Source organism: Pseudoxanthomonas japonensis (assembly GCF_010093445.1).
Lineage (GTDB): Bacteria > Pseudomonadota > Gammaproteobacteria > Xanthomonadales > Xanthomonadaceae > Pseudoxanthomonas_A > Pseudoxanthomonas_A japonensis.
Map to the genome: position 1 here is coordinate 84,394 of NZ_PDWW01000013.1, position 20,791 is coordinate 105,184.

Consider the following 20,791-nt stretch of genomic DNA (forward strand, 5'->3'; position numbering starts at 1 on the left):
GTCCTTGAGTTCTTTTTATCTGTTTGCACGAGCGATACGCCGATGCGTCATTCCCTTAGCGACCTCTCCCCCGGCCAAACCTGGCTGTTGATCCTGCTGGTCATCACGGCGCTGTTGGCGGGCCTGGGGCTACGCGAGCCGATGCCCGCGGACGAGCCCCGCTTTGTGCTGGCGGCCAAGACCATGGTGGAAACCGGCCAATGGCTGTTCCCCTACCGAGGTATTGAGCTCTACGCCGAGAAGCCGCCCACTTTCATGTGGCTGCAGGCGGCCAGTTATGTCTTGGTGCGCAACTGGGACGTGGCGTTCCTGCTGCCCTCCTTGCTGGCGGCGCTGCTGACGTTGTGGCTGACAGGCGATCTTGCCCGGCGCCTGTGGGGCAAGCGCACGGCCGACTACGCCGTGTGGGGCCTGTTTGTCTGCCTGCAGTTCGTGCTGCAGGCCAAGCGCGCGCAGATCGACATGGTGCTGGTGGGCATGACCACGCTCTCGCTATGGGCGCTGGTGCGTTACCTGCTGGAAAAGCCCAGTCCGTGGCTGCTGATGGTGGGCACCTTCGCCGCCGGCCTGGGCACCGTGACCAAGGGCGTGGGCTTTCTGCCGTTGTTGGTTTTCCTGCCCTGGCTGTGGGTGCGGTGGAAGTCGCCCCACGCGCTGCCTTCGCACCGCGGGGTGCATGTGCTGGCCGGCATTGCGGGTTTTGTGCTGGGTGCGGGTGTGTGGCTGGTACCGATGCTGGCCACGGTGGCGGCCTCCTCGGATCCGGCCCTGCACACCTACGCGCGGGACATGCTGTTCAAGCAGACGGGCACCCGTTACGCCAATGCCTGGCACCACGTAAAACCGGTCTGGTACTACCTGCAGACCATGCTCACGCTGTGGCTGCCGGGCGTGCTGCTCGCACCGTGGTTGCTGCCGGCGTGGTGGCGGCGTGTGCGTCGCGTGGACCCGCGTTACGCGCTGCTGCTCGGCTGGGCGTTGCTGGTGCTGGTCTTCTTCAGTGCCAGTCCGGGCAAGCGCGAGGTCTACATCTTCCCGATGCTGCCTGCCCTGGCGCTCGCCGCATCGCCGCTGGTAGCTGGCCTGCTGCGCCGTCGTGGCGTACGCGCGGTGTTGTGGTCGTACCTGTCGTTGGTGGTCAGCCTGGCGGGCGCCTTGGGCCTGTGGTTGCTGACGGCCTCGCCTGAGCGCGTGCAAGGCCTGCTCGAGGGACGCGGCATGGACATGAGCACGGTCAAGCAGGTCAGTGGCTGGCTGCTGGGCTTCACCATCGTGAGCCTGGTTGTGATGGCCGCCGCGCGCCGACGCGTGGTGTTAGCGCTGGTGGCCGTCACCGCCTCGCTGTGGATCACCTATGGCGTGGGGCTCATGCCGGCGCTCAGTCCTGACAGTTCTGCCAAAGCGCTGATGCAGCGCGTGGAGACCACTATCGATCTGGATGCGGAGCTGGCCATGCTCGGCTGGCGCGAACAGCACCTGCTCCAAGCCGAACGGCCGGTCACCGAATTCGGGTTTAAGAAGCCTTGGGTGGAGCAGTGGCAGCAGGCACACGCCTGGCTGCTGCAGAACCCCACGCGACGGTGGCTGTTCCTGCGCAAGGAAGCCATCGGGCCTTGCCTGGATCCAACGCAGGTCATCGACATCGGCGCCTCCAATCGACGCGCCTGGATTCTGGCACCGGGTACGGCCTGGATCCCGGACTGCGAAGTCCCGGCCACATGGTCGGCCGACGTCAGCGAAGACTGATTTCTCTCCCCTTTCCCGCACGCCTCACTGCTGAGTCCTTCGCCATGCATAGCCCGACCCTGCCCCGGATGCCCAGTCTCTCGGTCGTCATTCCCGTCTTCAACGAGCGCGGCAACATCGGGCCTCTGGTGCAGGAAGTGGTGCACCACCTGCGCGGCAAGATCGCTTTCGACATCATCTGCGTGGATGATCGCTCCGAGGATGACACGCGCGAGGTGCTCGGCTGGCTCAAAGCCGAGGTGCCAGAACTGCGCGTGTTGCTGCACCATCAACGCAGCGGGCAAAGCACCGCCATCCGCAATGGCGTCAAACACGCGTTCTCACCTTGGATCGCTACGCTCGATGGCGATGGCCAGAACGATCCGGCCGACATTCTCAAACTGCTAGCGGCCCGACAGGCGGCGTCGACGCAGGTGCGCCTGTTCGCCGGCTGGCGTACCGAGCGCAAGGACACGGCCAGCAAGCGATGGGCTTCGCGCTGGGCCAATGGCATTCGGCAATCGCTGCTGCGGGATGACACGCCCGATACCGGCTGTGGCATCAAGCTGTTCGACCGCGCTGCATTTCTGGATCTGCCGTACTTTGATCACATGCATCGCTACCTCCCGGCACTGATGCAGCGTGCCGGCTGGAAGACGCTCAGTGTGCCGGTCTCCCACCGACCGCGAGGATCGGGCCAGTCCAAGTACACCAACCTGGGGCGTGCTTTGGTGGGCGTCCGCGATCTGATAGGTGTGGCCTGGCTGATCCAGCGCAGTCATGTGACCGCCACCAGCGAGCTCAGTGCCGGTCCCAAGCTATGAGCGTCATGGATCAGGAGATCCTGTGGCTGAACTGGACGGGTTTGCACACCACGCCGTGGAAGCTCATTGGTCTGACCGGCGCGGCCTTGTTCGGTGTGCGATGGTTGGTCCAGTTCGTGGCGTCCAAGCGCGCGGGCCGGCCGGTGATCCCGCGCCTGTTCTGGTACATGAGCTTGTGCGGTAGCCTGATGGCGCTGAGCTACTTCCTGTTCTCGTCCAAGCAGGACGCCGTAGGTGTCGTGCAGAACCTGCTGCCGGCCTTCACCGCCGGCTACAGCCTATATCTGGATATACACCATCACCGAGGCACTGGCAGGAGCGTCACAGCCGAGCCTACCTCGCCCTCGTCCCAGGATGATCACCACCACTAGATCGTGACACGGGGCGGCGCGCTTGGCCGACTTTCGCGCCACGCGGCCCGCAACACGCGCACCGCCGAGCGCAGGAACAGAACCAGCAACGCTGCGGCAATCACTAGATCGGGCCAACCCGCGCCGAAGGCCCACACCAGCGCGGCGGCCAGGATAACGGCAACCCCCTCGTAGATGTCATTGCGCGAACACTCCCACGCCGAAGCCATGTTGATATCGCCGGCGCGATAGGGGGTCAGCAACCACAGGCAGACCGCATTGGCCGCCAAGTTCAGCAACGCGGCCACCCCCATGCTCTCAAAGATCGGAACACCCGGATGGGCCAAGCGCCAGACGATCTGTACGCCCACCGCGATCGCGGCCCCCAGGATCAAGAAGCCTTTGAGCAGGGCCACCCGGCCCTTCAGGTGGGCCGATGCGCCCACCACCGCCAGGCTCACCGCATAGGTCAGCGCATCCCCGAGGTTGTCCAGGCTTCCGGACAACAGGGACGAAGAGTGGGAGTGCCACGCGGCGAGGGCCATCATGACGAAGGTCGCCAGGTTGATCAGCAGCACGATCACCAGCACCTTGCGCTGCTTGGCTTGCATACCCGCTACATCGACTACCTTGCCGCAGCCACAGCATTCAGACATCACGCGCTCCGTTGAGGGGCCACTCCTGTAACCGGAAAATCACAGTCTGGGCTCGGCTAGCGTAAAGTCTGTAGTAACTACAGAGTCAAGCGATCCTTCCATGAAGATCAGTCAGGCTGCCGAGGCCAGCGGGTGCCACCTTGAGACCATCCGCTACTACGAGAAGATTGGACTGCTACCCCACCCCACCCGAACGGACAGTGGCTATCGGGTATATACGAGCGCCGATATCGAGCGCCTGCGGTTCATCGCGCGGGGGCGGGATCTGGGCTTCAGCCTGGAGGAGATCCGCAGCCTGCTGCAATTGGCCAGCGATGAGCGTATGTCGTGCGAGGACGTCGATCGCCTGGCGCGAACACATCTGACCGATATTCGTGCGCGCCAGGACGATCTTCGCCGGATGGCCGATGAACTTGAGCGTGTCATCGTCAGCTGCCATGGGGGACAGCGGGCCGAGTGCACGATTCTTTCGACGCTACGCCAGCCAATGCAACGTTCCAAAGTCTGACTTTGTAGCGGATTTCTACTCTCGACCGGAAGCGGACGTAGGGAGCTGGCCAGAAAGATGGACGGGCCACTTCCACACCTAGATGGCGCGGAGGCTGACCCGCTTGGCAAGCTCTTCCGCGCTTTCCTTCCGTTCGCTATAGCGATCGACCAGATAGGGCGAGGCATCCCGGGTTAGTAGCGTGAATTTCATTAGCTCCTCCATGACATCCACGACGCGGTCGTAGAACGCGGAGGGCTTCATACGCCCGTCTTCGTCGAACTCGTTGAACGCCTTGGCGACAGAGGACTGATTGGGGATCGTGATCATGCGCATCCAACGTCCAAGTACACGGAGCTGGTTCACCGCATTGAATGACTGCGAACCGCCAGAGACTTGCATGACGGCCAGCGTCTTTCCTTGGGTTGGTCGTACGGAGCCTTGAGACAACGGAATCCAATCGATCTGCGCTTTCATGATGCCGCTCATGGAGCCGTGTCGCTCGGGCGAGCTCCAGACCATGCCTTCGGACCACTGAACCAGTTTTCGCAGTGCCTGCACCTTCGGATGCGTGTCGGGCTCTGCATCTGGAAGCGGTAGGCCTGTCGGATCGAAGAGCCGGGTCTCGGCCCCCATCGCCTGCAGTAGTCGGGCCGCCTCCAGCGCGAGCAACTTGCTGTATGACCTCTTCCTCAGCGATCCGTAGAGCAGAAGAATCCGCGGGCCATGCGTAGCACGTGCGGTCGGGGATAGGCGGTCAACTTCGGGAACATGGAACAGCTCGGCCGAGATGTTGGGCAGATCGCCAGGACTAGACATGAGGCTTTCCCAGTAGCTTATGGATCGTGGCGCCCAGGGCTGCCCCAATGACCTGCGCCACGACGAAGGCGGGTACGTCGCCAGGCGAAATGCCGGCGAAGCTGTCACTGAACATGCGGCCGAAGGCTGCTGCAGGATTCGCGAAAGAGGTCGAAGAAGTGAACCAATAGGCTGCACCGATGTATGCAGCCACCATCACGGCTACCCGGGATGCGGGTGCCCGCAGCACCACCAGCAGCAAACCCGCTGTTGCAACGATCTCGCCCAGCCATTGGCCCGCGCCGGCCCGCACCTTTGTGGAGAGCTCCAGGATCGGAAGATCGAACATGGCGTTCGCCAACCATGCGCCGCACACCGCGCCCGCGAGCTGGAACACGATATATGCCGGCAATAGGGCCTTGGGCAGTTCGCCACGCGCAGCCATGACGGCGCTGACCGCGGGATTCATGTGTGCGCCACTGATCGAACCAAACACCTCAATGAGGACGTAGAGGCCGCCGACCGTTGCCAGCGTATTGGCCAGCAAGGCAACGGCATCGTTTCCGTCGGAGAGGCGCTCGGCCATGATCCCGGAGCCCACCACCGTCACCAGCAGCAGGCCCGTGGCCAAGAACTCGGCAAGGAGACGCTGGCGGATCATTCAGCGCCGACGCGTCCGATTTCGCCCAGCTTTGCCTGTGCGGCCAGACGGTCGAGACTTTGCAGCGGCAGGGATAGCAGTAGCTCGATACGACGGCGCAGTGTGGCGAACGCTGCGGTATAGGCGCGACGACGGTCTTCTTCATCGCCCGTGGCGGCTACCGGATCGGGCACACCCCAGTGCGCGAGCGCAGGATGGCCCAGCCATATGGGGCACGCTTCTCCCGCAGCGTTGTCGCAGACCGTGATGACGATATCCATCTCGGGTGCGCCTTCCACGGCGAACTCGTCCCAGTTCTTGCTGCGCACCTGGCTGGCGTCATAGCCGATGGCCTCGGCAAGCTCCCGCGCCATCGGCTGGACATGGCCGCTTGGATGGCTGCCGGCACTATAGGCCTTGAACCTGCCATGTCCCAACACGTTGAGTATCGCCTCGGCCATGATGCTGCGCGCCGAGTTTCCGGTGCACAGGAACAATACGTTGTAGGTTTTTTCGGTCATGTCATTCTCTTAGATGAGGATTAACAGAGCTTCTTTATGGCGACTGGTGCACAGGGCGTCCCGCCGCAGCAGTTCTCTGTCAGAAAGCCGATGAGAGCGCTCATGCGGTCGTAGTCGGCACGTATCCGGATGACCCTTCCTTCACGCTGGTCAGTGACCAGCCCCGCCGCACGTAACTGGTTCAGGTGCGCGGTGAGCGTTGCTGGCGGCAGGTCAAGTTGATCGCGCAGTTCACCAACGGCCATTCCGCTAGGGCCGGCCTGCACAAGGGCGCGGTAGGCGGCAAGGCGATGGTCATGGGCGATCGCACGAAGGGCCTGAACAACGTTCAGCGTATCCATAGTTCTATATTTCCGGAATATAAGAAGTATTGTCAATGAATCTTTCAACTCGATGACCGTTGGAGGCGACTTTCGGCCTCATACGGGCAGGTCAACACGTCCGGCCATTGGTGCCCAGTCGGAATATTCGTCTATTACACTAAGTGTAATACGCTCATTGACAGTACCGAGCGCCGCGCGTATGGTGCGCAAATGGACGTGGACTTTGAAGATGCCTCCCTGCGCAGGCTGGAAACGGACCCGGCTTACACCGCAGGGCTCGACGCGGCCATCGTCAAGGCGTTCCGCAAACGCCTGCAATTCATCCGCGCAGCGCCTGACGAGCGCGCGTTCTACGCCATGAAGTCCCTGCACTACGAAAAATTGAAAGGAAACCTGGACGGTCAAAGTTCGATGCGGCTCTACGACCAGTGGCGGCTACTTCTGCGCCTTCGTCAAAACGAGGATGGCAAGACAGTCGTCGTCATCTCCATCGCCGATTACCACTAACCCTTCCCAGGATGAGCCCCATGAATACCCCCGTTGCCGAAGTCTTCCCGCCTGGCGAGTTTCTCCGAGAGGAACTGGAAGCCCGTGGCTGGTCGCAGACAGAACTGGCGGAGATCATTGGCCGCCCGGTGCGCCTGATCAATGAGCTGATCGCCGGCAAGAAGGCCATTACCCCGGAGACGGCCATACAGTTGGGTGACTCGCTGGGCACCGGCCCGGAGGTCTGGATGAACCTGGAGAGCCAGTATCAGCTGTCCAAGGTCCGCCCCACCGATGGCTTGATTGCTCGTCGCGCCAAGTTGTACGAGCGCTTTCCGGTACGCGAGATGATCCGGCGCGGTTGGATCGAAAGCAGCAAGAGCATCGAGGTGCTCGAACAGCAGTTCCTGAGCTTCTTTGGCATCACCAGCCTGGAAGCCGATGTGCCTTTCTGCCATGCGGCCAAGAAGACGGCGCCGTACGACGGGCCTAGCATGCTCCAGCTGGCATGGCTGTGTCGGGCGCGTCGCTTGGCCTCGGAGCAGGTCATCGGGCCCTATACGGAGGCTGCGCTGCGCCAGGCCCTGCCCCGCTTGTCGGCTCTGTTGTCGGCGCCGGAGGAAACGCGCCACGTCGCACGCGTGTTGGCCGAGTGTGGCGTGCGTTTTGTGATCGTCGAACCAATCCCGGGGGCGAAGATCGACGGCGCCTGCTTCTGGCTGAGCTCGGCCCAGCCTGTGGTCGCCCTGTCGCTGCGTCTGGATCGGATCGACAATTTCTGGTTCGTCCTACGCCACGAGCTCGAGCACGTCTTGCAACGCCATGGACAGGAGCGTGGCTACATCCTGGATCAGGACCTTGAAGGCGCTGCAGGTGATCAGATCGATGAAGAAGAAGCGCTGGCCAACCGCGCAGCGGCGGCCTTCTGCGTTTCCAGTGACGAAATCACCAACTTCATGCTGCGCGTATCGCCCTTCTTCAAGGAAGAGCGCGTGCTCTTGTTTGCCCAGCGCCTGAATGTGCACCCGGGCATCGTCGTGGGCCAGCTGCAGCGCAGACTGGGACGTTACGACCTGTTTCGCAAGCACCAGGTCAAGGTGCGGCAGTTCATCACCTCATCGGCCCTCACCGATGGCTGGGGCGTCATTCACACGGTCTGACAGTAGGAGCATCGCGCATGTCCGCTTATTCCAATGCCGTCAAAGAGTATGTCGAGCGCTATAAGGCCGAGGTCGGCTCAGATGGACTGCTCGATCCGCATGCGGTAGCCGAGTGGGCCTACCGTAATGGCCTGCACAAGCCCAACCTGACCACCGTCATCGATGCCATCGCCAGCGATATTGCGCAGGTCTTCCGCGAGGAATATCGCGTCGATCGCCACGGGCGGCGCTACCGCGCCAAGCATGCGGCGGTGGAAAAGCGCGGCACGCGTTCGATCTCGCTGTGGGCTGATATGGATGATCCCAACGCACCGCACAGTCATTTCCAGAAGTCCTTCGGCCAGCGCCGTCACCAGATCGTGGATGACTGCGTGCAGTTGAAGACCGATGTGGATGTTTACAACGACAAGCGCAACCCCGCCGAGCCCATCCAGATCACCCTGGACTTCACTTTGGACGTGGCCGAGTTGCAGCAGGTGCCGCGCAAGGTCGCCTGAAGTCTCATTGGTCTTGGGCCTTCAGTGGGGGCCCGGACCGATCCCCTCCTTCCACTGAAGGAACTGATGCCATGGCCAAGAATGAATCCTCCGGTCCCAAGGTCGCCAAGACCGCCTCTTCGGTCTTACGGGATCCAGGCGCCAGCAAGACGGCCAAATCGCTTGCGGGCAGCGCGCTGTCGCAGACCCACACGACCAAGCAGTCCTCTGCCACCACCGCCCGCACTGCCTCCAAAGCGCTCAACGATGGCCGCAGCAGCGGCTCAACCAAGTCCTTGGCCGGCAGTGTGCTGACTCAGAAGCCCAAGAAGTAAACCTCGCTTGCCCATGACCGACGTGGTTCCGCTCGCCCGCGCACAGATGCCGACACCCTCGGCGTTCATGCGCGGGCGACGCCCTACCCTGTACTCCGACTCGCTCGTCGAGTCGCGGGCACCGCTGAGCCGCCCCGAGTTCGAGTATCGGTTGCAGACCATCACCGCGCGCAGTGAAGAAGCGCAGTTCCAGCGGTTCATCCATGCGCTGTTGGAGGTAGAGGTCTGTCCCAACCTGGTTCCGCAGACCGGACCCACCGGGGGCGGTGACAGTAAGGTCGATGCCGAAACCTATGCAGTGGCCGATGCCATCGCCGAACGCTGGTGGAGTGGCACCGCGCGTGAGGCGGCCAGCGAGCAATGGGCCTTTGCGATCAGCGCCATGGCGGATTGGCGTAAGAAAGCGCGTCAGGACGTGGATAACGTGCTGGCCAGCGGCAGGACCTACCAGCGGATTCACTACATCACCAATCAGTTCGTCCGGGATAAGGACCGCGCCAAGCTCGAGAATGAGCTGACTCGCCGCGCCGGCAACATTCCGGTGCGCATTTTTGACCGTACCTGGATCGTCCAGGCGGTGTTTGATCATCAACAATGGGCCATCGCCGAGCGCGAACTGAGTCTGCCGGCCGCACAGGCCACCTCGGCCGGTGTGTTGGGGCCGCTGGATGCCGATCGTGCGCGCGAGCTGGTCCAGGTCGAAGCCGAACTGGCCGACCCGGCGCGCTTTGCCAACAGTCCCATGCAGCTGGCCCACGCGTGGTTGACCTCGGCACTGCTGGCGCGTGGTTTGGGGCGCGCTCGTGAAGAGCTGGATCAGCGTTTCGACCGTGCCATTGATGCCGCTAGCCGGGCCCGCAACGCCCGTGGCCAGCGTCGCATGCTCTATCAGAAGGTGTGGACTGCCTTCTGGTGGTTCGATGATTACGCCGCGGTGATTGGCGGCTTTGACATGATTGAGGCCTTGTTGGACGAACAGGCCAACGCATGGGACCTGGCCCAGCTCACCAACCTGTACAGCTTGCTGCACTCGGCCGAGTTTCACGGCTGGTTACCTGCCGGCGCTGCCGATCTGCAAGCACGGCGTCAGCGCTTGACCCAGCGGTTAGAACCGCTGGCCAAGCGCCGCTCGCATCCTACCGATGCGGCCATGGCACGCACCCATCTTCTGCACTTGGGCTTCCTAGGCGACCCGCACGATCCGCAACGGCAAGCCGAGATCGTCAAGGGGTTCCAGACGTTGCTGCGTGAAGTCGAGCGGCTGCCCGATTACCCGGTGGAGTCGCTTTGCGAGACGATTTCCCTGTTTACCCAACTCCCGTTCACGGTCGAGGGGATCGATGCCATCGCCGATCGTGCTGGCGAGTTGGTGGGCCAGCGCCTCGGCGCGCACGCTCAAGCGCGCCAGCTATTGGACCGCGCAACCCACAAGGTAGAGAAGAAGGCGCCGGAGGAGGCCTTGCGCTTGCTGGGGCGTGCCATTGGGCTGCTGCAGCGACAGCACTCCCGTGAGCTTTACCTAGAAGGAGCCTGGATCGCCTCCCAAGCGTATTGCGAGGTGGGTTTGTTCTGGGCAGCCCGCGCTCACTTGCTGCTTGGCCTGAGCCGTTCGTTGCGCAGCGTGATCGAGGATGCGGAGATCTCTTTCGACTCGCTCAACTTCGCCTTGCGGTTAGCCTGGGTGGAGTTGGCGGCCGGTCGCTTGCCGCTGCTGCTGGAAGCCTTGGCGTACGCCGATGTCATGGCCAGTGCCCTGAACTTGTCAGACCATGCCAAGACGGCCTACTTCGACGAACGGCAAGCCATCGAGGCTCGCTTGGCCTGGGCCATCGCACAAGCCACACCGTTGCACGCGCGCGCTATCTCAATCGCACCGCCTATCTTGGCCGATCGTCAACTGGACTTGGCCGAGCAGGTCACCTTGGCATTGCTCGGTCACCCGCAACAGGCCTTGCAGGACATGACCGATGGGACCGACTTGGCCGCGATCCAGGCGATGGATTGGCACGCCGACGTAGGTCGCATCGAGTGGGAAGCAGGCCTCGCCCAGACGCTGCGCACGCGTATCGTCGGGTGCGAAGTGATCGCGGAGGGCGTCACCACATACGAAGCGCATGCATTGGTGATGGCGATTTTCGCGGCCCTGGAAGGATTTGCTGCCACGGCCTTTGCTGATCGTCTGGCCCCAAGCAATGATCGCCTGCTGGTCACGGTGGACGACTCCCAACATTCACGCTCGCTATCTGTGTCCCTGGACGAGGACGAATGCGGCGATCCGGTCCTGCGACTGGGCTTCGCCCGCGGGACGCTGTCATCCTATGCAAGCACAAAGCAGTTCCAGAAAAAGGCAGTCGAAGCGGTGGCGTACATCATCGCGCATGTTTGCACACCGGTTGGCCGCACCGACATGAAGCGCATGTTTTCCCAGGACGCCGTGCACGAGCGCGCCTTCAACCTGCTGCAGGCCGTGGCCTTGGACGATAGCTCTCTCCGCTCACCGGGTCTGGCCGCGCTCTGCCCGACAGATTGCGCGCCGGTGGAACTGCTAGATGGCGGCCGCTTCAAGGCGGCGGCTGATGCGGTGAGCGAGAAAGGCATGTGGGAGGCGCCGATGCAGACCGACGCGCCTCCGGCGTACCTGCTGCAGTTCAACCATCGGCAAACGCGCATGCTGGGGGTGATCAACAGTCCTCTGTGGGATCGTGCAGGCTGGCGCGGTGTGGGCTTCACCTTCTGGCCCGATGGTGTTCCTGGCATGGAGTTGATGTTCAGTAAGGCCGATGAGGCCACCAAGATTCTGCGTGGTTGGCACCGCCGCATCGGCACTCTGGAACCGGATCAAGTCTTGCGGCTGGCCATCCTCACTGACGTGGATCGACATCACCGCCACCACTATAGGGTCGGCATCGCGCCGGCGGCGGTGGGCGGTACCGGTGAAGCCACCAAGACGCTGATGATCGCCATGCGCTCGAAAACGTTGACGCCCCAGGACACGATGAACCTCGACGTGTTCTTGACCGCCTTCGCCAAGCATGGGCGCTTTCGTCTGGGAGTGGCCGCAGCACCGCAAGATCCGAGCATCCCGTTCATGCCACTGGAGTTGAAACCTATCGAGCTGACCAAGATCGAAAGGAAGGCAGCCTGGCAAATCGAGGCCGGCGAAGTGCTGTACGGCATGATGCTTTGTGATGACGATATGCCTTACATCCCTGAGCACGTCGCGGTGCCAGACGAGCTGCCCGTGATGCAGATGATTGGCGCACGGCAGCAACGGAAACACCGCCGATGAGTCAGATGGAACGCTATCTCGAAGCGGCCACGCGTCAGAACACGCAACGCAGCTACGCCTCGGCGCTGCGTCACTTTGAGATCGAATGGGGCGGCCACTTACCCGCCACGCCCGACAGCGTCGCCCGCTACCTGGCTGAGCAGGCGCCCTTGCTAGCCATCAACACCCTCAAGCAGCGTCTGGCGGCGCTGGCGCATTGGCACGGCGAACACGGCTTCGTGGATCCGACGCGTGCCCCGCTGGTGCGCAAGGTCCTCAAGGGGATACAGACCCTGCACCCACGCGTAGAGAAGCAGGCTACGCCGCTGCAGTTGGGCCAGCTGACTCAGGTAGCCGATTGGCTGGATGCATCCACACTGGCCAGTCAGGGCCGCGGCGATCAGGCCGGCGCCTTGAGGGCCATGCGTGACCGGGCCCTGGTGCTGCTGGGCTTCTGGCGGGGATTTCGCGGCGATGAGCTGATTCGCCTGCAGATCGAACATCTGACCGTCGTGCCCAACGAAGGCATGATCTGTTTCCTGCCCCGTAGCAAGGGCGATCGGCAGTCCCAGGGCAACACCTACAAGGTCCCCGCCCTATCGCGCTTGTGCCCGGTCACTGCCACCTCGCAATGGCTGCAGGCCTGTGCCCTCACCTCCGGCCCCGTGTTTCGTGGCGTCGACCAATGGGGACATCTGAGCGAGAAAGCGCTGCACCCCAACAGTCTGATCCCGCTGCTACGCGATCTGTTCACCTGCGCCGGACTGGAGGCGGTGGCGGGCTACAGCAGCCATTCGTTGCGGCGTGGGTTTGCCGGATGGGCCAACGACAATGGCTGGGATGTGAAGGCCTTGATGGAATATGTGGGCTGGCGTGATGTCCACTCCGCCATGCGTTACATCCAAGGTCGTGACCCGTTCGCAAGGCACAGAATGGAGGCTGGCCTGCAAAGCCCCCCAGGCACTGCCGTGGCGTTGCCTGCGCCGGCGGCCGAACCACCGCCGCAGATCACCCTCGTACTGCGTCTGGTGCTGACCCCGTTCACGCCCAAGGGACGCGGCGTGGCCAAGGCCCGAGCCCGCATGGAAGCCATGACGTTGGCACCTTACCGGGCGCACCGCCTGGACGTGGACGGCACCCAGTACCAGCTCACCGCATCACCCGCCGATCCCACTCAGATAGATGAAAGCATGGCCGTGCTGCTCGATGAGATGCATCGCGTGGCTGACAACCATCAATGTTTTCTGGAAGCATCCCTGCGCGCTGAGGACGGGCGCTACTGGGATTGATGACCTCCTCCTGACCTGGGCCCCGCATGGCGACGCTTCATGAGACCGCGTATCCCCGCCTGAAACCCGACCCCACGGCCAAGGAACTGGACGAGATTTACACGCCGCTCGCCAGCGAGTTACGCCTGGTACGCAGCATATCCACTCAGCCCACCAGCCAGCTCCCCATCCTGATCCATCTAAAGCTGTTCCAGCGCTTGGGCTACTTCGTCACGCTAGCCGATGTCCCTGAGCGCATCCGTCAGCACATCGCACAGGCAGCAGGGCTGCGCCGAGCCTTGGGCGTACGCGACCTGAACCGGTATGACGTCTCCGGTGCCAAGCGGGGGCATATGAAGCGCTTGCGTCAGTTCCTCAGGGTGCGGCCTCTGGAGCCGGCAGACCGCGATTGGCTGGCGACTGTGGCCGAATTGGCCGCGCAAACCAAGCACGTCATCCCCGACATCATCAATGTCATGCTGGAGGAGTTGGTCCACCACCGCTTTGAGCTTCCCGGCTTCACCACTTTGGAGCGCATCGCTATCCATGCGCGCGAGCGGGTGCACGAGCACTATTACAAGAGCATCAGCCAGGCGCTGTCCTCCGGCGCAAGGCAGATGATCAACGAGCTGCTCTCGGCTCCGGCCAATGCCACTTACAGTGGATGGAACGCGCTGAAGCGAGAGCCCAAGCGACCGACCAACAAGGAGGTGCGCTTCTACCTTCAGCACATCCAACGACTTCAGCATCTGGGCAAGCAGTTGCCTGCGATAGACATCCCGGTCCCCAAGCTCAAGCAGTTTCGTGCCATGGCCCGCGCATTGGATGCCAGCGAGTTGGCCGAGCTCAAGCCCGCCAAGCGCTACGCCTTGGCCACCATCTTTGTACGCTCTCAGTACGCCAAGACGTTGGATGATGCGGCCGACCTCTACATCAGGCTGATGCAGAATCTGGAGAACACCGCTCAGCAGAAGTTGTTGGCCTATCAGGTCGAACATGGAAAACGAGCCGACGCGCTGATTGGTCAGCTCAAAGACATCCTGCAGGCTTACCAGATCGATGGAACTGACACCCAACGCGTGGACGCGATCGGTCAAAGCTTGATTGCTGACATCAGCACGTTGCTAGCCGAGTGCGAAGAACACATGGCCTATGCCGGTCGGAACTACCTGCCCTTCCTGATTCAACCGTATGCGTTCGTCCGCCCGCTGCTGTTCAATTGCCTGGAAATCATGCAACTGCGATCCACCAGCCAGGACGCTGGCATGGAGCGAATGATCGAAGCGTTGCTATCGCTGCGCAGCCAACGACGCGACATGATCGAGGCCGCGTCCTTAGGCATCGACGTAGAGAAGGATCTGGGCTGGTTGTCGGCCAACTGGCGCCGGCACGTTTTGGGCAAGAAGACCGACTCGCTGGGTCCAGGCTGGCTGCACCGCAAGTACTTCGAGTTGGCGGTCCTGGCGCAGATCAAGGACGAATTGAAGTCCGGTGACCTGTTTATCCCCCATGGTGAGCGCTATGACGACTACCGCGAACAGTTGGTGGACGAAGAAACCTTTGCGCAGGAGTTGCAGGCCTACGGCGAGGTGTCCGGCCTTGCAACCGAGGCCACCGAGTTCGTGCGCGTCCTTAAGCACAATCTGACCACCCGGGCAGATGCGGTGGATGCCCGATTCCCGGAGAACGTCCATGCGGACGTCGTGGATGGTCGGCTGGTCCTGCGGAAGCTTCAGCGCCCCGAGACCTCCAGCGCTATCGCGACCCTGGATGCCCTCATCACCGAGCGGCTCCCGACCTTGAGCATCGTGGACGTGCTGATCGATGCGGCGCAGTGGCTCAAGCTGCATCGCCACTTCCGGCCTGTTGCCGGCACCAACGCACGTGTGGATGACCTTATGAGGCGGGTCATCACCACCCTGTTCTGCTACGGCTGCAACCTGGGCCCGACCCAGACAGCGCGATCTATCAAGGGCTTCAGTCGTCGTCAGATCGCATGGCTGAACCTTAAGTACGTCACTGAAGATACCCTGGACAAAGCCATCGTTCAGGTCATCAATACCTTCAACAAGTTCGATCTTCCCGGCTACTGGGGAAGCGGCAAGAGCGCCTCTGCCGATGGCACCAAATGGAGCATGTACGAGCAGAACCTGCTCTCGGAGTACCACATTCGGTACGGCGGCTACGGCGGTATCGGCTATTACCACGTGTCCGACAAGTACGTGGCCTTGTTCAGTCACTTCATCCCGTGTGGCGTGCATGAGGCGATCTACATCCTAGACGGGCTCCTGGCCAATACCTCCGATATCCAGCCTGAAATTGTCCACGGCGACACCCAGGCGCAGAGCTACCCTGTCTTTGGTCTTTCCTACCTGCTGGGCATCGAGCTGATGCCGCGTATTCGCAACATTAAAGACCTCACCTTCTTCCGGCCCGAGCCCGGACGCCCCTATCAGAACATCCAGGCCCTGTTCGGAGACAGTATCGACTGGGGACTGATCGAGACACACCTTCACGACATGCTGCGGGTCACGGTGTCCATCAAACTGGGCAAGATCACCGCTTCCACGATTCTTCGTCGGCTGGGAACTTACAGCAGGAAGAACAAGCTCTACTTCGCCTTCCGAGAGCTTGGGAAAGCCGTCCGTACCCTCTTCTTGCTCCAGTACATCGACGATGTAGAAATTCGTCGAACGATTCAGGCGGCGACGAACAAGAGTGAAGAGTTCAATGGCTTTGTGAAATGGGTGTTCTTTGGCGGCGAGGGGATCATTGCCGAGAACGTGCTTCACGAGCAACGCAAGATCGTCAAGTACAACCAGTTGGTCGCCAACATGATCATCCTTCACAACGTGGACCAGATGACCCGTACCTTGGCAGCCCTCCAAGCCGAAGGCGTAGAATTGAATCCGGAAGTGTTAGGGGGCCTATCCCCTTACCGGACCAGTCATATCAACCGGTTTGGCGATTACACCCTGGACCTTGAGCGAGAGGTGGCACCGCTTGAGTTTACCGAGATCATGATCGAACCAACGCTCAAATAGACTCCGACAACATTGATGCCATTACAGGTGACGTATGCCGAAGAATGAGAGAACCGGGGCGAAAGTAGCCAGCAAGGCGTCCAAGACCCTGCGAAACAGTGCTGCGTCGAAGACCACCAAGTCTCTCGCCGGCAGTGCGCTGTCTCAATCGCGCACCAAGAACAAGTCTTCCGAACGCGCCGCATCACTGGCATCCAAAACGCTGACCAGCAAAGGCAGCTCCAAGAGTGCGAAAAGCTTGGCCGGCAGCGTGCTGACCCAGCGTTCGGCAAGTGCGTTTCCGGTCAAGTCCTTCGCCATCATCGGCAGCACCCTGTCGAAGTCAGAGCGTAGCGCTGCTGTCCGAAAAGTAGCCAAGAAGAAGTAGCCGACCATGGCAAGGACCAAGGCAGCCATCAACCCTGACTACGTCTTCATCAATTGCCCTTTCACGAAAGACTATCGCGCCCTGTTCGATTGCATGGTCTTCACTATCCTGGCATGTGGCTTCCAGCCACGCTCTGCGCTAGAAGCGGCTGATGGCGGGGATGTCCGGATGGATAAGATTGTGCGTCTTATCAAAGAGTCGACCTACAGCATTCATGACTTGTCGGCGGTCGCGCTTGACGACACAAACAACCTACCCCGATTCAATATGCCGTTTGAGCTCGGGATGGTAATTGGTTGCAAGAAGATCGCTGGTCGCGCTTACGCCTCCCGCTCGGCACTCATCCTAGAACAGACAAAGTACACAACGCAGAAATGTCTTTCGGACATCGCGGGCCAGGATCTGAAAGCCCATGGTGGCCAGCCGCAGACGCTGTGCCGAATTGTTCGCTCGTGGCTGGTGGCCGAGTCAGGCAGGTCGAAGATTCCCGGGCAAACGGCAATATTCAACGCCTACACAAGATTCTCCGCGGAGCTCCCCGACATCTGTGGCGCCGCAGATCTTGAGTATGAGGAGCTGATTTATCCGGACCTCGTGGGCCTGGCCCAGCAGTGGCTGCAAGAGCAGGCCAAAGCTTGAGGGCGTTCGTACTAACGGTGCGATTTGCTGGGGTCGAAATAAGCAACAATCCAACCGAATCAGTTAGTTGAGCGCAACTAGGCTGTTTTTCTCACGAATCCCTGCCGACCCTCAACTCGTTGCGATGTCCAGCGACAACGAAGTGCTGGAGAACCGCGCCAAAGAGTATCTGAACGCGGTGGAGAACCCCGGCCCTCCCCCCGCGTGGCAGATTGAAGATGAAAAGCGCAGGGAAGAATCCCAACGGAAGCACGCCAAGAATCTGGCCAGTTGGAAGCTGTTCTGGCGAGAGCTGAACAATGATCCGGAGAGCGCCTTCTCGGAGAGCCGCATCGACAACACCAGTTGGAACCTTTGGCGTGCCATGGAGAAGGATGCTCAAGATCGCTCGTTCTCCGGATGGAACCCGGGGTTCATCGAGCGCGTCTTCGACAAGGGCATGGCGGATCGCTTCAGGGTCGCGCTCGCGGCTGCGTGGCGCAAGGATCGGCCCACCTTGAAGTCGGAGCGGCCGGCAGACCAGCGAAACAGCTATCTGATGAGATGGCGCATGGGTCTTGCTGGTCTCTATGCCGAGTCGGAAAGCGCCTCGTGGGCGTCCAAACTCACGACGGAAGAGGCGGACTCTGCTTGCCGTTACGCATTGCTGGAGATGAATCGACTGCCAGCTTGGCTCGAGGCGGTTGCTCAGGTGCATCCGGCCGTTGTGGATGCAATGATCGGCAACGAGCTCATGGACGAGTTGAAGAATGCGGAGGCGAAGCATTCGATGCTCTTGCAGGATATCTCCCATGCGTCTCCTGCGGTCATCTCGTTCTTCCTCGGGCGCATTCGATCCTGGTTGAAAGAATCTCTTGCCAAGGAGGACGCTGCCATTTTGGATGCCGACAAAGTCGGTCGCGCAGCGAAGATTCTTATTGACCACGGAGATGACCAGGACATTGCGTACATACAGGCAACAGGAATATCGAAGTTGCAAGGCGCTCCTGAACCGTCAGAAATCCCGTTCTGGATGACGATCCTCGCGCGCTTGAATCCTGCGGTATGCATCGAAGAAATGGAGCGGCTGGCGGGCTCGATCTTGCCTGCGCAGCACTCGCCGGTGGTCGACTGGTTCGCGTCGCTGTTCGGTCACGGATCCGGTCTGGATTTGTCCAAGTTCGAGGTGTCGCCTCAACTGCTGTTGCGGCTCGTCAGGTTAGCCAATCGCCACATCAGGTTCGAGGACGACCTGCATCATGAGGGCGTCCACTCGCCCGGTCCACGAGATCATGCCCAGCGCGCCAGGAGCATGCTGGGGAGCACGCTGTTGGGCATTAAGGGGCCTGACGCATGGGACATCAAGATGCAGTTTGCCGGTGATCCGGAAGTCGCGCATTACCGTGACCGCGTCCGGGCGGTTGCCCTGGAGAAGTTGGCGGAAGACTGGGACGCCGTTGTACTGAGCGAGGCCGACATCGTACAGCTGGAACGGGAGCACGATTTCTCGCCAACTAGCCGCGTGGAGATGGCGGCCTTGCTCGACACGAGGCTTGCCGACATCGAAGATCTTCTGCTCCAGGATGCGTCACCGCGGGAGCTCTGGGCGACGATCCGCATCGAGCGACTGCTGCGCCGTGCGCTGGCGGCAGAGCTGCAGAAGATGGCCCGGGGCGCCTACTCGGTCAATCAGGAAGCCGTGACGGGCGACGAGAACGAGTCCGATATCCGCCTGGCCTCTACCGCAGCGCATCTTGAGGCAGTGGTCGAGCTCAAGATCGGCGAGAACGGCTACTCCTACTCCGATCTGCGGGATGCGCTCCATACGCAGCTGGTGGGAAAGTACATGGCGCCGGAGCACCGGCGGGTAGGCTGCCTGCTGATATCGGTCGCGACCGATCGATACTGGAAGAATCCAGATACCGGAGACCGGATGGAATTAGAAAAGGTGATCGCCCGCTTGGACGCCGAAGCGAAGGCATTGGCGGCCAGCTTGGGATATGGGGCGTTTGTGGCCGTCAGAGGACTGGATCTGCGCGCCAGGAAGCCTGGCGTAACGTCATCTTGAGGACGAAAGAGCGGTGTAGACACCCAACTCCCGTTCTGAACCCATGAGCAGCTATGGCGACCAACAAGAACCAGCACTTCGTTCCGCGCTGCTACCTGAAGGCCTTCACTGTTGGCGGCGAAAACAAGGCCATCAACCTCTTCAACATCGATCACGGCCGGTACATCCCGGGCGCGCCCGTCAAGCATCAATGCTCCGGCGACTACTTCTACGGCCAGGATGAGCAGCTAGAAAATGCCATCCTCTCCGTCGAGGGTGCTTACGAGACCGAAGCGAAAACACTCGTTTCTGGGTGCAGGAGCCTAAGCAAGCGAGCGGCTACCGTACTGCGGGCATTCTGGGTGCTCCAGTACTTGCGCACGGAGGCTGCATCTATTCGCTCCGCGCAGATGTCGCGCCAGATGGCCGATGCCATTGGGGAGGAGGCCGAGGACTTCGCTTTGTCGATCAAGGATGCCGTCCAGTTGGCAATGGGTGCTTATGTCGACAGCTTCAGAACCACGGACGACCTCGGCATGTGCCTCGTGCGGAACGCCTCGGGAACGCCTTTCATTACCTCCGACGATCCTTCGATTCTGACCAACCGCTGGCATTTCCACAGGCAATGGCATCTCACGCGATCCTTCGGTCTCGGCTCGATCGGGCTGATCGGACTCCTGCCGCTCGGCGAGGAACTGCTTTGCGTTCTGTACGATCCGGAAAAGTACGAAATCGCGACGACCGATGGGATCTTGGACACCGCGTGCGACCAGGACGTGGCACTTTTGAACGAACACCAGATTCTCAACTGCCATGCCAATCTCTACGTGCGAAGCGCCGGCGAGCAGTCCATTCGTTCGGCTGTCGCATTCGCGCAAGCGCGCCGCGTGTACCCGCGGACGGAGATGGTCTACGCGGTTCGCGATGGCGGCGACGGGGACCACGTGCGTTACCGGGTCGTGAAACACAAGGAGAGCGAACCGCACGAGGACGCGATCATCCACACCCGGCAGATCCATGCCGAGCCTTCCGACTGGCCTTCGTTTCTTCGCTGGAAGGACTGCGGTTATTTCTTCGTTCCGGAAGACACAAGTCTACGGCGCGATCGCAACCGTCAGAGCCCATGACCTGGTAGGGCTTCTGGAAGCTCAGAATCGGGGCCGGGAGCGGCCTTCCAAACCTCCGATAACGTCAGTTCACCATCAGGAGTGCCTTCCCCTACCCCCGATAAATCTTCCTAATCGCCTGCCCCGCCGATGTCCGCTTTCGGCCGAGGCTGTGTAAAAACGTCCGACGGCAGATCGCTGGCGCTTTGCCGATGCTCGACCTACGTTTGTCTGGTTGATGGCATCGCGATTCTCAGGCCGCGATCGCCTTCAACATGCCAGGCATACCGAT

Annotated in this window: 20 protein-coding genes; 14 read left to right on the forward strand and 6 right to left on the reverse strand. The window is 61.3% G+C overall.

Annotation, left to right across the window (positions count from 1 at the left end):
* The first annotated feature begins 42 nt into the window (after nt 1-42).
* The 3 genes from CSC78_RS10645 (at nt 43) to CSC78_RS10655 (ending at nt 2,920) form a co-directional block, all read left to right on the forward strand.
* On the forward strand, nt 43-1,746 hold the full coding sequence (locus CSC78_RS10645) for an ArnT family glycosyltransferase (protein WP_162337856.1): 1,704 nt from the start codon (nt 43-45) through the stop codon (nt 1,744-1,746).
* A 68-nt stretch (nt 1,747-1,814) separates the two neighbouring features.
* Nucleotides 1,815-2,549 carry a glycosyltransferase family 2 protein gene (locus tag CSC78_RS10650; protein ID WP_162337877.1) on the forward strand — a complete coding sequence of 245 codons (735 nt, stop codon included), beginning with the start codon at nt 1,815-1,817 and terminating at the stop codon, nt 2,547-2,549.
* Entirely contained in the window at nt 2,546-2,920 is a 375-nt protein-coding gene (locus CSC78_RS10655) for a lipid-A-disaccharide synthase N-terminal domain-containing protein (protein ID WP_162337857.1), read from the forward strand. Before CSC78_RS10650 ends, CSC78_RS10655 begins: the two co-directional genes overlap by 4 nt.
* On the opposite strand, the gene CSC78_RS10660 is transcribed toward CSC78_RS10655, so the two are convergent.
* On the reverse strand, nt 2,917-3,555 hold the full coding sequence (locus CSC78_RS10660; protein ID WP_162337858.1) for a cation transporter: 639 nt from the start codon (nt 3,553-3,555) through the stop codon (nt 2,917-2,919). The genes CSC78_RS10655 and CSC78_RS10660 overlap by 4 nt on opposite strands.
* Nucleotides 3,556-3,655: 100 nt before the next feature.
* On the opposite strand from CSC78_RS10660, the gene CSC78_RS10665 reads away from it, so the two are divergent.
* The gene (locus tag CSC78_RS10665; protein WP_162337859.1) at nt 3,656-4,063 is read left to right on the forward strand and encodes a MerR family transcriptional regulator; all 408 of its coding nucleotides are present in this window, start codon (nt 3,656-3,658) and stop codon (nt 4,061-4,063) included.
* Between the two features lie 78 nt (nt 4,064-4,141).
* Here the strand turns inward: CSC78_RS10665 and arsH are convergent, their stop codons facing one another.
* From arsH to CSC78_RS10685, 4 genes are read right to left on the reverse strand one after another with little or no spacing between them, the layout of a single operon-like run.
* Nucleotides 4,142-4,861 (reverse strand): arsenical resistance protein ArsH, encoded by a 720-nt coding sequence (gene arsH / locus CSC78_RS10670; RefSeq protein ID WP_162337860.1) that lies wholly within the window; start codon nt 4,859-4,861, stop codon nt 4,142-4,144.
* Nucleotides 4,854-5,501, reverse strand: a complete 648-nt coding sequence (locus tag CSC78_RS10675) for an aquaporin (RefSeq protein WP_162337861.1) — start codon at nt 5,499-5,501, stop codon at nt 4,854-4,856. The genes arsH and CSC78_RS10675 overlap by 8 nt, the downstream gene beginning before the upstream one ends.
* Nucleotides 5,498-6,001, reverse strand: coding sequence for an arsenate reductase ArsC (locus CSC78_RS10680; RefSeq protein WP_162337862.1), 504 nt, complete (start codon nt 5,999-6,001; stop codon nt 5,498-5,500). Before CSC78_RS10680 ends, CSC78_RS10675 begins: the two co-directional genes overlap by 4 nt.
* 20 nt (nt 6,002-6,021) lie before the next feature.
* Nucleotides 6,022-6,342: an ArsR/SmtB family transcription factor gene (locus CSC78_RS10685; RefSeq protein WP_162337863.1), complete on the reverse strand. Its 321-nt coding sequence runs from the start codon at nt 6,340-6,342 to the stop codon at nt 6,022-6,024.
* Nucleotides 6,343-6,534: 192 nt separating this feature from the next.
* On the opposite strand from CSC78_RS10685, the gene CSC78_RS10690 reads away from it, so the two are divergent.
* The 7 genes from CSC78_RS10690 to CSC78_RS10720 all read left to right on the forward strand — a co-directional run bounded on the left by CSC78_RS10690 (nt 6,535) and on the right by CSC78_RS10720 (nt 16,361).
* The gene (locus CSC78_RS10690; protein ID WP_162337864.1) at nt 6,535-6,831 is read left to right on the forward strand and encodes a type II toxin-antitoxin system RelE/ParE family toxin; all 297 of its coding nucleotides are present in this window, start codon (nt 6,535-6,537) and stop codon (nt 6,829-6,831) included.
* A gap of 20 nt (nt 6,832-6,851) precedes the next feature.
* The gene (locus CSC78_RS10695; protein ID WP_162337865.1) at nt 6,852-7,970 is read left to right on the forward strand and encodes a HigA family addiction module antitoxin; all 1,119 of its coding nucleotides are present in this window, start codon (nt 6,852-6,854) and stop codon (nt 7,968-7,970) included.
* A 17-nt stretch (nt 7,971-7,987) separates the two neighbouring features.
* On the forward strand, nt 7,988-8,467 hold the full coding sequence (locus tag CSC78_RS10700; protein WP_102256734.1) for a hypothetical protein: 480 nt from the start codon (nt 7,988-7,990) through the stop codon (nt 8,465-8,467).
* Between the two features lie 71 nt (nt 8,468-8,538).
* Nucleotides 8,539-8,781, forward strand: a complete 243-nt coding sequence (locus CSC78_RS10705; protein WP_162337866.1) for a hypothetical protein — start codon at nt 8,539-8,541, stop codon at nt 8,779-8,781.
* 13 nt (nt 8,782-8,794) lie between these two features.
* Nucleotides 8,795-12,070, forward strand: coding sequence for a hypothetical protein (locus tag CSC78_RS10710; protein WP_162337867.1), 3,276 nt, complete (start codon nt 8,795-8,797; stop codon nt 12,068-12,070).
* Entirely contained in the window at nt 12,067-13,338 is a 1,272-nt protein-coding gene (locus CSC78_RS10715) for a site-specific integrase (protein ID WP_162337868.1), read from the forward strand. Before CSC78_RS10710 ends, CSC78_RS10715 begins: the two co-directional genes overlap by 4 nt.
* A 26-nt stretch (nt 13,339-13,364) precedes the next feature.
* Nucleotides 13,365-16,361 carry a Tn3 family transposase gene (locus CSC78_RS10720; RefSeq protein WP_162337869.1) on the forward strand — a complete coding sequence of 999 codons (2,997 nt, stop codon included), beginning with the start codon at nt 13,365-13,367 and terminating at the stop codon, nt 16,359-16,361.
* 144 nt (nt 16,362-16,505) lie between these two features.
* On the opposite strand, the gene CSC78_RS10725 is transcribed toward CSC78_RS10720, so the two are convergent.
* On the reverse strand, nt 16,506-16,736 hold the full coding sequence (locus CSC78_RS10725) for a hypothetical protein (RefSeq protein ID WP_162337870.1): 231 nt from the start codon (nt 16,734-16,736) through the stop codon (nt 16,506-16,508).
* On the opposite strand from CSC78_RS10725, the gene CSC78_RS10730 reads away from it, so the two are divergent.
* The 3 genes from CSC78_RS10730 to CSC78_RS10740 all read left to right on the forward strand — a co-directional run bounded on the left by CSC78_RS10730 (nt 16,735) and on the right by CSC78_RS10740 (nt 20,520).
* The gene (locus CSC78_RS10730) at nt 16,735-17,367 is read left to right on the forward strand and encodes a hypothetical protein (RefSeq protein WP_162337871.1); all 633 of its coding nucleotides are present in this window, start codon (nt 16,735-16,737) and stop codon (nt 17,365-17,367) included. The two genes, CSC78_RS10725 and CSC78_RS10730, sit on opposite strands and share 2 nt — an antisense overlap.
* Before the next feature lie 124 nt (nt 17,368-17,491).
* Nucleotides 17,492-19,414 (forward strand): hypothetical protein, encoded by a 1,923-nt coding sequence (locus CSC78_RS10735; RefSeq protein WP_162337872.1) that lies wholly within the window; start codon nt 17,492-17,494, stop codon nt 19,412-19,414.
* A 53-nt stretch (nt 19,415-19,467) separates the two neighbouring features.
* Nucleotides 19,468-20,520, forward strand: a complete 1,053-nt coding sequence (locus CSC78_RS10740) for a DUF4238 domain-containing protein (RefSeq protein WP_162337873.1) — start codon at nt 19,468-19,470, stop codon at nt 20,518-20,520.
* The last annotated feature ends 271 nt before the right edge of the window (nt 20,521-20,791 follow it).